At 68.7% G+C, this 13,315-nt stretch carries 9 protein-coding genes; 7 read left to right on the top strand and 2 right to left on the bottom strand.

Going from position 1 to position 13,315, the window contains the following annotated elements:
- Window positions 1–11: 11 nt before the first annotated feature.
- The 7 genes from ASC76_RS22735 (at window position 12) to ASC76_RS22705 (ending at window position 10,974) form a co-directional block, all read left to right on the top strand.
- Window positions 12–1,538, top strand: coding sequence for an ammonium transporter (locus ASC76_RS22735; protein WP_082549403.1), 1,527 nt, complete (start codon window positions 12–14; stop codon window positions 1,536–1,538).
- 103 nt (window positions 1,539–1,641) lie between these two features.
- Window positions 1,642–2,937, top strand: a complete 1,296-nt coding sequence (gene gshA / locus ASC76_RS22730) for a glutamate--cysteine ligase (protein WP_056472402.1) — start codon at window positions 1,642–1,644, stop codon at window positions 2,935–2,937.
- A 28-nt stretch (window positions 2,938–2,965) separates the two neighbouring features.
- Window positions 2,966–4,843 carry a potassium transporter Kup gene (locus ASC76_RS22725; protein ID WP_056472399.1) on the top strand — a complete coding sequence of 626 codons (1,878 nt, stop codon included), beginning with the start codon at window positions 2,966–2,968 and terminating at the stop codon, window positions 4,841–4,843.
- 103 nt (window positions 4,844–4,946) lie between these two features.
- Window positions 4,947–6,794, top strand: a complete 1,848-nt coding sequence (locus ASC76_RS22720) for a potassium transporter Kup (protein ID WP_056472396.1) — start codon at window positions 4,947–4,949, stop codon at window positions 6,792–6,794.
- 63 nt (window positions 6,795–6,857) lie between these two features.
- Complete coding sequence (locus ASC76_RS22715) at window positions 6,858–8,051, top strand: benzoate/H(+) symporter BenE family transporter (protein ID WP_056472393.1); 1,194 nt, start codon at window positions 6,858–6,860, stop codon at window positions 8,049–8,051.
- A complete protein-coding gene (gshB, locus tag ASC76_RS22710; protein WP_082549417.1) occupies window positions 8,048–8,998 on the top strand; it encodes a glutathione synthase in 951 nt (316 codons plus the stop codon). The genes ASC76_RS22715 and gshB overlap by 4 nt, the downstream gene beginning before the upstream one ends.
- Before the next feature lie 71 nt (window positions 8,999–9,069).
- Window positions 9,070–10,974, top strand: a complete 1,905-nt coding sequence (locus ASC76_RS22705; protein ID WP_056472387.1) for an ATP-binding cassette domain-containing protein — start codon at window positions 9,070–9,072, stop codon at window positions 10,972–10,974.
- A 15-nt stretch (window positions 10,975–10,989) separates the two neighbouring features.
- Here ASC76_RS22705 and ASC76_RS22700 read toward each other — a convergent pair whose 3' ends face one another.
- Together ASC76_RS22700 and ASC76_RS22695 are read right to left on the bottom strand one after the other, a co-directional pair.
- Window positions 10,990–11,745, bottom strand: coding sequence for a hypothetical protein (locus ASC76_RS22700; protein WP_235580564.1), 756 nt, complete (start codon window positions 11,743–11,745; stop codon window positions 10,990–10,992).
- An 86-nt stretch (window positions 11,746–11,831) separates the two neighbouring features.
- Window positions 11,832–13,271 (bottom strand): PLP-dependent aminotransferase family protein, encoded by a 1,440-nt coding sequence (locus tag ASC76_RS22695; RefSeq protein ID WP_056472384.1) that lies wholly within the window; start codon window positions 13,269–13,271, stop codon window positions 11,832–11,834.
- Window positions 13,272–13,315 lie beyond the last annotated feature (44 nt).

Genomic DNA, 13,315 nt, shown 5'->3' with positions numbered 1-13,315 from the left:
CAACTACAACCATGAGAAAACTCATTGCTTCGATGGTCCTGGGCTTCGCCGCCCTGGGCCTGTCCGGCGTCACGCTGGCGCAGGACGCCGCTTCGGCGCCTGCGGCTGCGTCCGCCGCCGCCGCTCCCGAGGCCGCCTCGGCCGCAGCGCCTGCGGCGGCTGCTTCCGGCGCGGAAGCGGCTTCGGCCCCGGCCGCCGCCGCCTCGACCCCGGTCGCCAACAAGGGCGACGTGGCCTGGATGATCGTCGCCACGCTGCTCGTCATCATGATGACGGTGCCGGGCCTGGCGCTGTTCTACGGCGGCCTGGTGCGCAGCAAGAACATGCTGTCGGTGCTGATGCAGGTGATGGTCACGTTCTCGATGATCGTCGTGCTGTGGTGCGTGTACGGCTACAGCCTGGCGTTCACCGAAGGCAACGCGTTCATCGGCGGCTTCGACCGGTTGTTCCTGAAGGGCCTGTTCGATCCCGCGACCGGTACGTTCGCGATGGGCGCGACGTTCAGCAAGGGCGTCTACATCCCTGAAATGCTGTTCACCGCCTTCCAGGCAACCTTTGCCGGCATCACCTGCTGCCTGATCGTCGGGGCGTTCGCGGAGCGCGCGAAGTTCTCCGCGGTGCTCGCGTTCATGGTGCTGTGGTTCACCTTCAGCTATGCGCCGATCGCGCACATGGTCTGGTTCTGGATGGGCCCGGACGCGTACACCGGCAAGGAAGTCGTCGACGCGATGAACGCGAAGGCCGGCTACCTGTGGCAGATGGGCGCGCTCGACTTCGCAGGCGGCACGGTCGTGCACATCAACGCGGCCGTCGCCGGTCTGGTCGGTGCGTACATGATCGGCAAGCGCGTCGGCTACGGCAAGGAGGCGTTCACGCCGCACTCGCTGACGCTGACGATGGTCGGTGCCTCGCTGCTGTGGGTCGGCTGGTTCGGCTTCAACGCCGGCTCGGCGCTCGAAGCCGGCAACAGCGCCGTCCTGGCCTTCATGAACACCTTCAGCGCCACCTCCGCGGCGGTGCTGGCCTGGTGCCTCGGCGAAATGCTGATGAAGGGCAAGGCCTCGATGCTGGGTGCGGCCTCGGGTGCGGTCGCCGGTCTGGTGGCGATCACGCCGGCGGCCGGCAACGTCGGCCTGATGGGCGCGATCGTCGTCGGCTTCATCGCCGGCTTCGCCTGCCTGTGGGGTGTGACGGGCCTGAAGAAGATGCTGGGCGCGGACGACTCGCTCGACGTGTTCGGCGTGCACGGTGTCGGCGGCATCGTCGGCGCGCTGCTGACCGGCGTGTTCAATGCGCAGTCGCTCGGCGGCCCGGGGCTGGTGGGCGACTGGGTCACGGCCTCGGTCACCTCCAACGCGATCGGCGCGCAGGTCTGGATCCAGCTGAAGGCGGTGCTGCTGACCGTCGTCTGGTCGGGTGTCGTGTCGATCGTCGCCTACTTCATCGTCGACAAGGTCATCGGCCTGCGTGTCAACGAGGAAGACGAGCGCGAGGGCCTGGACATCAGCGCCCACGGCGAGACCGCGTACCACAACTGACGCGTTCCGCGCGTGACCGGGGGCCGCCGTGAGGCGGCCCTTTTTCGTTGGCGCGGCGGGTTGCGTGGCGCGATGGGCGCCCCCAGATGCCTAGAATCCCACCATGGTTCCCCACCTCATCACCGCCCTGAACGGCCCGATCAACGAACTCGAGCAGCGCATCCTCGAGTCGCTGCCCGCGATCGAGCGCTGGTTCCGGCTCGAGTGGATGGAGCACACGCCGCCGTTCTACACCTCGGTCGACGTACGCAACGCCGGCTTCAAGCTGGCGCCGGTCGACACCAACCTGTTCCCCGGGGGCTTCAACAACCTGACGGTCGAGATGCTGCCGCTGGCGGTGCAGGCCGCGATGGCCGCGATCGAGAAGATCTGCCCCGAAGCCAAGAACCTGCTGCTGATCCCCGAGAAGCACACCCGCAACACGTTCTACCTCGCGAACGTGCAGCGGCTCATGCAGATCTTCCACATGGCCGGCCTGAACGTGCGCCTGGGCACGCTCGACGAGACCATCACCCAGCCGACCGAGCTGGCGCTGCCCGACGGCAGCACGCTGACGCTCGAGCCGCTGCTGCGCACCCGGGGCCGGCTCGGTCTGAAAAACTTCGACCCGTGCACGATCCTGCTCAACAACGACCTCTCGGCCGGCGTGCCGAAGGTGCTGGAGAACCTGCACGAGCAGTACCTGCTGCCGCCGCTGCATGCCGGTTGGGCGATGCGGCGCAAGACCAACCACTTCCACGCCTACGAGGAGGTCGCGAAGAAGTTCGCCAAGCTTCTGGGCATGGACCCGTGGCTGATCAACCCGATGTACACCAAGTGCGGCGAGGTCAACTTCGAGGACGGCACCGGCGACGAATGCCTGATGACCAACGCCGAGGCGCTGCTCGGCAAGGTGCGCCGCAAGTACAAGGAGTACGGCATCCAGGAGAAGCCGTTCATCATCGTCAAGGCCGACGCCGGCACCTACGGCATGGGCATCATGACTGTGCGCGACCCGAAGGACCTGGCCGACCTGTCGCGCCGCACGCGCAACAAGATGAGCGTCGGCAAGGACGGCCGTGAGGTCCACGAGGTCATCCTGCAGGAAGGCGTGCCGACCTACGAGCGCGTCAACGACGCGGTCGCCGAGCCGGTGGTCTACATGATCGACCGCTACGTCGTCGGCGGCTTCTACCGCGTCAATGCGGAGCGCGGCATCGACGAGAACCTGAACGCCCCGGGCGCGCACTTCGCACCGCTCGCGTTCGCCGAGCACAACCAGTTGCCCAAGCCCGGCGCCAAGCCCGGCGCGAGCGCGCCGAACCGCTTCTACATGTACGGCGTGATCGCGCGCCTGGCCATGGTGGCGGCCAGTTACGAGCTCGAAGCGACCGACCCGAACGCCGAGGTCTACGAGTAAGTCCGTCGCGCCGCCGCGGCCCCAACCCGTGAAAAGCAAACCCGGCCCGTCGCGCACCGCGGCGCTGACCCTCGGCGCACTCGGCGTTGTCTACGGCGACATCGGCACGAGCCCGCTGTACGTGATGCAGACGGTGTTCGACCCCGCCAACGGCCTGGCGCTGACGCCGGCCAACCTGACCGGCATCGTCTCGCTGATCTTCTGGTCGCTGATGGTGGTCGTCACGCTGAAGTACGTGACCCTGATCATGCGCGCCGACAACCACGGCGAAGGCGGCATCATGGCCCTCCTGTCGCTCGCCGCCTCGTCCGTGTCCGACCGGCCGCGCCTGCGTGCCGGGCTGCTGCTGATCGGCGTGTTCGGCGCCGCGCTGTTCTACGGCGACGGCGTGATCACGCCGGCGATCTCGGTGCTCTCGGCGATCGAGGGGCTGAAGCTCGCGACGCCGTCGCTGACGCCGTATGTCGAGGAGATCGCGGTGGCGGTGCTGATCGCGCTGTTCCTGCTGCAAAAGCACGGCACCGCAGGCATCGGCAAGGTGTTCGGGCCGGTGATGGTCGTGTGGTTCGCGGTGCTGGCCGGCATGGGTCTCTTCCACCTGCTCGAGGCGCCGGCGATCCTCGCGGCCCTGAATCCGCTCGAAGGGCTGGCGTTCGCGCTGCACCACCGCTGGCTGGCGTTCATCGCACTCGGCTCAGTCGTGCTCGCGCTGACCGGCGCCGAGGCGCTGTACGCCGACATGGGCCACTTCGGCGCCGGACCGGTGCGGCTGTCCTGGTTCGCCTTCGTGCTGCCGGCGCTGGCGCTCAACTACTTCGGCCAGGGCGCGCTGCTGCTCGCGCACCCGACGGCCATCGAGAACCCGTTCTTCCGCATGTTCCCGGGCTGGGCGCTGGTGCCGATGGTGCTGCTGGCGACCGCCGCGACGGTGATCGCCTCGCAGGCCGTGATCTCGGGCGCGTTCTCGATGACCAAGCAGGCGATCCAGCTCGGCTTCCTGCCGCGCATGCGCATCGTCCACACCTCCGCCAAGGAGGCCGGGCAGATCTACGTGCCGGCCGTCAACGCGGCGCTGCTGGTCGCGGTGATCGCCGCGGTGCTCGGCTTCGGCTCCTCGACCGCGCTCGGCGCGGCCTACGGCATCGCGGTGACGGGCACGATGCTGATCACCACGCTGCTGACCTTCTACGTGCTGCGCTACGCCTGGAAATTCAGCCTGCTGCCGGCACTGCTGGCCACCGGCTTCTTCTTCGCGATCGACGTGGTGTTCTTCTCGGCCAACCTGCTGAAGATCGTGCAGGGCGGCTGGTTCCCGCTGGTCATCGGTACGCTGATCTTCACCGGCATGGTCACCTGGGCGCGCGGCCGCGAGCTGCTGTCGGCCAGCCTGCGCGCCGACGCGATTGAACTCCAGCCCTTCCTGAAGAGCGTGCTGTCCGACCCGCCGATGCGCGCACCCGGTGCCGCGGTGTTCATGAACGCGGTCGCCGACCTGACGCCCACCGCGCTGCTGCACAACCTGAAGCACAACAACGTGCTTCACGAACTCAACCTGTTCGTCACCGTGCACACCCACGACGTGCCCTGGGTGCCGTTCGCGGAACGGGCGCGCGCGCGCCAGCTGTGCAAGGGCTGCTGGGAAGTCACGCTGAACTTCGGGTTCAAGAACGATGTCGACGTGCCCGCCGCGCTCGAGCTGCTGCAGGGCCACGGCTTCGAACTGGACCCGATGACGACCTCGTACTTCCTCTCGCGCGCGACGATCGTTCCGTCGCTGGGCGCCGGCATGGCCCCCTGGCGCGAGAAACTGTACGCCAGCATGCACCGCAATGCCGCATCGGCCGCGGACTTCCTGAACCTGCCCCCGAACCGGGTGGTCGAGCTCGGCACCAAGGTACAGATCTGACGACGGCCCGTGGCGGTTTGGGCGCTGCCGTGGGCGCACAATCACCCGACAAGAATTTCCGGCAGTCCGCTTGAGCTCCTCTTCCTCGTCCCACAAGTCCGGCATGGCCGGGCTCATGCTCGCCGCCATCGGGGTCGTCTACGGCGACATCGGCACCAGCCCGCTCTATGCGCTGAAGGAGGTGTTCGCGCACGGCCACGTGATCCTGACCGCCGAGAACATCTACGGCGTGCTGTCGCTAGTGTTCTGGACGCTGACCGTCGTCGTCTCGATCAAGTACGTGGTGCTGATCCTGCGCGCCGACAACAACGGCGAGGGTGGCCTGATCGCGATGCTGGCGCTCGCTTCGACGGCAGTGCGCGGCCGGCCGGCGCTGCGCCGCAAGCTGTTGCTGCTGGGCATCTTCGGCACCGCGATCTTCTTCGGCGACGGCGTGATCACCCCGGCGATCTCGGTGCTCTCGGCGGTCGAGGGCCTCGAGGTGGCGGCGCCGGCGCTGCACAAGTACATCATCCCGATCACGCTGATGGTGCTGACGGCGCTGTTCATGGTGCAGCGCCACGGCACGGCCAGCGTCGGCAAGATGTTCGGCCCGGTGATGGTGACGTGGTTCCTGGTGCTGGCGCTGCTCGGCGTGATCCACATCGCCGAGAACCCGGCGATCCTGTGGGCGCTGAGCCCGCACTACGCGCTGATCTTCCTGGTCGGCAACCCGGGCGTCGCGTTCATCGCGCTCGGCTCGGTCGTGCTTTGCGTGACCGGCGCCGAAGCGCTGTACGCCGACATGGGCCACTTCGGCAAGCGTCCGATCCGCCTGGCCTGGTTCAGCCTGGCGATGCCGGCGCTGGTGCTGAACTACTTCGGCCAGGGCGCGATGCTGCTCGAGCACCCCAGCCGCGTGAAGAACCCGTTCTTCGAGATGGCGCCCGAGTGGGCGCTGTTCCCGCTGATCGTGCTGGCCACCTGCGCCACCGTGATCGCCTCCCAGGCGCTGATCACCGCGGCGTTCTCGGTCACCAAGCAGGCCACGCAGCTCGGCTACCTGCCGCGGCTGCGCATCCTGCACACCTCCGTTCGCGAGGCCGGCCAGATCTACGTGCCGTTCATCAACTGGAGCCTGTACGTCTGCATCGTGATCGCGGTCGTGGTGTTCGGTTCGACCACCAAGCTGGCCGCGGCCTACGGCATCGCCGTGACGATCGACATGCTGATCACGACCACGATGACCTTCTTCGTGATCCGCTACGGCTGGAAGTACCCGTGGTCGCTGTGTTTTGGCGCGACCTTCTTCTTCTTCATCGTCGACTTCGTCTACTTCAGCGCCAACGTGGTCAAGGTGTTCGACGGCGGCTGGTTCCCGGTCGCGATCGGCGGCGTGATGTTCACGCTGATGATGACCTGGAAGCAGGGCCGCAAGCTCATGTCGGCCCGGCTGCGCGAGGACGCGATCGACCTGAAGAGCTTCCTCGAGGCGGTGTTCGTGAGCCCGCCGACGCGCGTGCAGGGCACTGCGGTGTTCCTGGTCAGCGACCAGGGCATCACGCCCAATGCGCTGCTGCACAACCTCAAGCACAACAAGGTGCTGCACGAGACCAACCTGTTCGTCACCGTCAAGCAGCACGAGGTGCCGTGGATCGGCTTCGACAAGCGCTGCGAGATGGAAGCGCTGGGCCACGACTGCTGGCAGGTCACGCTGAACTTCGGCTTCAAGAACGAGCCGGACGTGCCGGAGGCGCTGGCGCTGCTGGAGCGTCGCGGCTGCGTGATCGACGAGATGGACACCTCGTACTTCCTGTCGCGCGACATCGTGATGCCGACGATCGGCGGCGGCATGGCCGACTGGCGCGAGAAGCTCTTCGCCAGCATGCACCGCAACGCCGCCGCCGCGGCCGACTTCCTGAGCCTGCCGACCAACCGGGTGGTGGAGCTGGGGTCCAAGGTCGAGATCTGACCCGGCGGCGGCGCCGCGCGGCGCCACGATCCGGCCGACCGGGCCGACGCTATCCTCCTGCCGATGCGCTCGCTTTTCCAAGATCTCTCCCTCTCGGCGGCGACAGCCGGTTTCGTCGCGGTGCTCGTCGGCTTCACCAGTTCGGTCGCGATCGTGTTCTCGGCCGCGACCGCGCTCGGTGCCACGCCGGCGCAGATCAGCTCGTGGATGTGGGCGCTCGGCCTGGGCATGGGGCTGTGCACCGCGCTGCCGTCGCTGTGGCTGCGCCAGCCGGTGATGGTGGCGTGGAGCACGCCGGGCGCGGCGGTGCTCGCGACGGCGGGTGTCGCCGGCGGCTTCGGCATGGCGGAGGCGACCGGGGCGTTCATCGCCTGCGCGGCGCTGATCACGCTGTTCGGCGTGACCGGCTGGTTCGAGAAGCTGCTGGGCCGCATCCCGATGCCGATCGCCAGCGCGTTGCTCGCCGGCGTGCTGACGCGCTTCGGGCTTGATGCGTTCGTGGCGCTGAAATCGGCCCTCGGCCTCGTGCTGGCGATGCTGCTGGCCTACCTCGTCGGGCGCCGCCTGTGGGCGCGCTACGCGGTGCCGGTGGTGCTGCTGGTCGGGATCGGCTATGCCGCGGTCGAAGGCCGGCTGCACCTGGGCGGCGTGCAGTGGGGACTGACCTTGCCGGTGTTCACGAGCCCCGAATTCACGTGGCGCGCGATGGTGAGCCTGGCGCTGCCGCTGTTCGTCGTGACGATGGCCTCGCAGAACCTGCCCGGCGTCGCGGCGATCCGGGCCGCGAAATACGACATGCCGATCTCGAAGATCATCACGCTGACCGGCCTGGCGACACTGGTGCTCGCGCCGTTCGGTGCCTTTGCGTTGAACCTGTCGGCGATCACCGCGGCGATCTGCATGGGCCGCGAGGCGCATCCCGATCCGGACAAGCGCTACATGGCCGCGGTCGCGTGCGGCGTGCTGTACTGCATCGTCGGCCTGTTCGGTGCCGCGGTGACGGGCGTGCTGACCGCGTTCCCGCGCGAACTCGTCGTCGCGATCGCGGGATTGGCGCTGCTCGGCAGCATCGGCGGCGGGCTGGCGGTGGCGCTCGCCGACGACGCGTACCGCGAGGCCGCGCTGATCACCTTCCTCGTCACGCTCAGCGGCGTGAGCCTGGCCGGCATCGGCTCGGCGTTCTGGGGCGTCGTCGCCGGCGCGCTGGCGCTTTTTGTGCAACAGTGGCGGCCCCGCGCCTCCCGTCTCCGATCATGAAACTGCTCTTCGTCGCCGACCCGCTCGCCAGCTTCAAGACCTACAAGGACTCGACCTTCGCGATGATGCGCGAGGCCGCGTCGCGCGGCCATGAACTGCTCGCGTGCGAGCCGCAGGACGTGATGTGGCAGCGCGGCGGCCGGGTCAGCGCGCCGCTGCGGGCGTTCACGCTCACCGGTGACGCCTACGACTGGTTCAAGCCGCAAGGCGAGCCGCAGGTGAGCGCGCTCGCCGATGTCGACGCGATCGTGATGCGCAAGGACCCGCCGTTCGACAGCGAATACTTCTACGCCACCCACCTGCTCGGCCAGGCCGAGCGCGAAGGCGCGCGCGTGTTCAACAGCCCGCGCGCGCTGCGCGACCACCCCGAGAAGCTCGCGATCCTCGAGTTCCCGCAGTTCATCGGGCCCACGCTGGTGACGCGCAGCGAGGCTGACATCAAGCGCTTCCACGCCGAGCACCGGGACATCATCCTGAAGCCGCTCGACGGCATGGGCGGCATGGGCATCTTCCGCGTCGGGCCCGACGGCCTGAACCTGGGCAGCATCACCGAGACGCTGAACAAGGGCGGCGCCGAGACCGTGATGGTGCAGAAGTACCTGACCGAGATCGTCAAGGGCGACAAGCGCATCCTCGTGATCGACGGCGTGCCGGTGCCGCATGCGCTCGCGCGCATCCCGCAGGGCAGCGAGATCCGCGGCAACCTGGCCGTCGGCGGCAAGGGTGTGGCGCAGCCGCTGAGCGCGCGCGACCGCGAGATTGCCGAAGCGATCGGCCCGGTGCTCGCCAAGCGCGGACTGCTGCTGGTCGGCCTGGACGTGATCGGCGATTGCCTGACCGAGATCAACGTGACCAGCCCGACCGGGTTCCAGGAGATCACGCAGCAGAGCGGGTTCGACGTGGCGAAGATGTTCGTCGATGCGCTGGAGTCCGCGCTGAAGAACTGAGTCACGGGGATAATCCGCGTTTTCCCTGAGAGTCGTGCGCGCGTGATGCGCGGCGGCACACGCGTGACCCCATGGCCATTCTTTCCCTCTCCAACGCCCACCTCGCCTTCGGCCACGTGGCCCTGCTCGACAACGCGGCGTTCTCGCTCGAGATCGGCGAACGGCTCGGGCTGATCGGTCGCAACGGCGCCGGCAAGTCGTCGATGCTGAAGATCATCGCCGGGCTCGAGAAGCTCGACGACGGGCTTTTGCAGATGACGCAGGGCGTGCGCATCTGCTACGTGCCGCAGGAGCCGACTTTCGAGCCCGGGCACAGCGTCTACGAGGCGGTCAGCGAGGGCGTGGCCGAGGCGCGTGATGCGCGCCAGGCCTACGAGGAACACGCCGACGGCGTCGATCTCGACGCGCTGCAGACCCGCATCGAGGCGCTCGATGCATGGAACTGGGAGCAGCGGGTCGACACCACGCTGCACCAGCTCCACCTCGACGGCACACGCGAGATCAGCGAGCTCTCGGGCGGCATGAAGAAGCGCGTGGCGCTGGCGCAGGCGCTGGTCGCGGTGCCCGACGTGCTGCTGCTCGACGAGCCGACCAACCACCTCGACCTCGATTCGATCGCCTGGCTCGAAGAGCTGCTGCGCGGTTTCAAGGGCGCCGTGATGCTGATCACCCACGATCGCGCGTTCCTTGACGGCGTGGCCACGCGGATCATCGAGCTCGACCGCGGCATCATCCGCAGCTACCCCGGCAACTTCACGGCCTACGAGCGCATGAAGGAAGAGCAGCTCGCGTCCGACGCGCTCGCCAATGCGCGGGCCGACAAGCTGCTCGCCGCCGAAGAGGTCTGGATCCGCAAGGGCGTCGAGGCCCGCCGCACGCGCAGCGTCGCGCGCATCCAGCGCCTGGAGGTGCTGCGCGACCAGCGCCAGAAGCGCCGCGATTCGCTCGGCCAGGTGCGCCTGGAAGTCGACTCCGGCGCGCCGAGCGGCAAGATCGTCGCCGAGCTCAAGGAGGTGTCGCTGCGCTTCGGCGAGAAGGTCATCGTGAAGGACTTCAGCGCCACGATCCTGCGCGGCGACAAGGTCGGCCTGATCGGCCCGAACGGCGCCGGCAAGACGACGCTGCTGAAGCTGATCCTCGGCGAGCTGCAGCCCGACAGCGGCAAGATCCGCCAGGGCAGCAAGCTCGAGGTCGCGTACTTCGACCAGATGCGCAGCACGCTGAACCTGGACGCGACGCTGGCCGACACGATCAGCCCGGGCAGCGAGTGGGTCGAATTCGCGGGCCAGCGCAAGCACGTGATGAGCTACCTGAACGACTTCCTGTTCTCCCCCGAGCGCGCCAACTCGCCGGTGCGCACGCTCAGTGGCGGCGAGCGCAATCGCGTGCTGCTGGCCCGCCTGTTCGCGCTGCCGGCCAACGTGCTGGTGCTCGACGAGCCGACCAACGACCTCGACATCGACACGCTCGAACTGCTGGAGGAGCTGCTGCAGTCGTACAAGGGCACGGTCTTCCTCGTCAGCCACGACCGGCGCTTCCTCGACAACGTCGTGACCAGCACGATCGTCTGGGAGGGCGACGAGTCGCCGGGTCGCTGGCGCGAGTACGAAGGCGGCTACGAGGACTGGAAGATCCAGCGCGATCGCGCCAATGCGATCCGCGAGCAGGCCGCCCGTGCCGCCCGCACCAAGGACACCCCGCCCGCCGCCAGGCCGGCCGCGCCCGCGCCCGCGCCCGCTGCGCCGGCCGTCAAGCCGCGCAAGCTCAGCTACAAGGAACAGCGCGAACTCGACGAACTGCCCAAGCGCATCGAGGCGCTGGAGGCCGAGCAGAAAGAGTTGGCGACGTTCCTCGCTCAGCCCGAGTCCTACGCCAAGGAGGCCGACCGCGCGATGAAGGCGCAGACGCGCGTTGCGGCGATCGACGACGAGCTGCTGGCCGCGATGGAGCGGTGGGAAGAACTCGGCGCGCGCTGAGCGCGCCCGGTACGGTCAGCCGCCGAACCAGCTCTCGCGCACCGCGTCGGGGTGCGAGCGGCTGACGATCAGCCCGGCCTGCAGGTACAGCGCGTTGAGCATGCGCGCCGCGCGCTCGCGGTCGAAGGCCGGCCACGCCGCGATGGCGCTGAGGGGCATTGCCTGCAGGCGCAGGCGCTCGATCGCCGCGCGCAGGCTGCCGCTGATCGGCGCCGTGTCCAGGTCGAGCGCTGGCGAGACCCGGTAGACCGCGGGCCCGGCGATCTCCGGCAGCAGGTCGCGACGCGGGCCGCGCAGCGCCAGCACCCACAGCAGCGGCGCCAACGATCGGTACAGGCGCGGCTCGCCGATCAACTCGCGCACCGGATCGCCGGGCGGCCGGAGGGTGGCCGGCTCGAGATGCATCACGTGCAGGTGCTGCAGGTGGCGCTCCACGAGTTCGTCCAGGTCGATCGGGCAGTGCACGAGGCGCTCGTACGGGAAGACCGTCAACGGCACCACCCGGGCGCCGCATTGCAGGTGGACCGTGACGCGGGACGAGTGCCGCAGGCACGCCGCCATCACTTCCACGATCTCGTAACTGCCGGTACGCTGTTCATGCCGCCAGAGGTCGGCTTGCAGCGACGAACTCAACTGGGACAGGCGCGTCGCGGGGCTGCCCGGCACCGAGTCGGCGTCGAGTTCCTCGAGGTAGCGCTGGTATGAGCTCGCCTTCAACAGTTCGGGTTCGCCGAACGGAATGGTCGAATCGAAGAGTTCACCTTTGATCACGACCGTATTTTCACCTGTAACCCCTGCTTACGCGCAACTTCGCGTCGACTTGACCTTGCGATGTAACCGGTCACCGCGCCGGCCGTTCAGCCGCGCGCGGCGTCCAGCGCGCGCCAGAAGCGCGGGTCCTGGGACGTGGCGAAGTTGATGCGCATCAGGGTTGTCGGGCGATGCGTGGCGTGGAACAGCGCGCCGGGGGCGATCAACCAGTCGTCCAGCAACACCTGCGCCAGGCGCTCGGTGTCGGTGCCGACATCGACCCAGCCGAACAGGCCGCGCGGTGGCGCCGCGAAGCTGCAACCGTGGGCTTCGACCAGCGCGATCGCCCGTTCGCGCGCCTGGGCGAGCTTGTCGGCGACGCGCTCGGTGTGGCGGCGCAGGCCGCCCTGTTCCAGGCAGTGCGCCAGCGCCAGTTCGGTGAGGCCGGGTGTGGTCAACGTGGTCAGCAGCTTGGTGTCGATCAGCCGGTCGACCAGCGCATGCGGGGCCGCGATGAAGCCGACGCGCCAGTTCGGCACCAGGATCTTCGAGAAGCCCGAGACATAGACCGTGCGCTCCAGCGCGTCGAGGGCGGCCAGGCGCGGCAGGTGCGCCGGCGCCAGGTGCGCGTAGGTGTCGTCCTCGACAATGTGGAGGTCGTTGGCCTGCGCGAGTTGCAGCACCCGGTGTGCGGCCTGCAGCGACAGCGAGGCGCCGGTCGGGTTGTTCAGCACCGAGACGGTGACATACAGCCGGGGCCGCTGCGCCGGCTTCTGCGCGTCGATCAGGTGCTGCATCGCGACCAGGTCCGGCCCGTCGTCGCCGCGAAGCACCGGCAGCACGCGCATCCCGAGGGCCGCCAGGCGCGCGTATTCGACCGACCACCCGGGCTCGTCGACGAGCACGCTGTCGCCGGCGCGCAGCAGCGTGCGCGTCAGCACGTCGAGCGCGTGGGTGGCGCCGATCGTCGTGACGATCTGCTGCGGCGAGGCGGTGACGCCGAAATCCGCGAGCTTGGCCGACAGCGCCGTGCGCAGCCGCAACTCACCCGCCGGCTCGCCGTACTGCAGCGACACCGCGCCGAGCTGCGCGCCGCTGCTGACCTTGCGCAGCGCCGCAGTCAGCAGCGGCAGGTCGAGCCAGTCGGCCGGCAGGGTGCCCAGCCCGGGCATCGGGCGCGCGCCGGGCGGCTGGAACATGCCACGGATCAGCGCCGTCGCGCTGACCGGCAGCGGCATCGCCGGCGCCCGCCCGGCGGACGGTGCGGTGATGCTCGAGGTGCGCGCGACCGGCGTTTCCCGCACGAAGAACCCCCGTTGCTTGCGGGCCTCGACCAGCCCGAGCGCCAGCAGCTGGTCGTAGGCGGCGACCACGGTGTGCGGGCTGACCTGGTGGCGACGCGCGCATTCGCGCACCGATGGCAGCCGCGCCCCGGGGGAGAGCAGGCGCTGCCGGATGCGCTCGATGAAGCGGGCGGCCAGCTGCTCGGTCAGCGTGGTGTCGGCCGCGCGCGTGAGCGGGAGCGACAGGGTGAAGACGTCGTTCATGGGGCTTGTGCCGACGGGAGGTCCGATACAGATGCGCTTGACGT

This window comes from Rhizobacter sp. Root404 (genome assembly GCF_001425865.1).
Classification (GTDB): Bacteria; Pseudomonadota; Gammaproteobacteria; order Burkholderiales; family Burkholderiaceae_C; genus LMDS01.
Note: the sequence above shows the minus strand (reverse complement) of the source record. Positions and strands in the feature narration are given on the sequence as shown.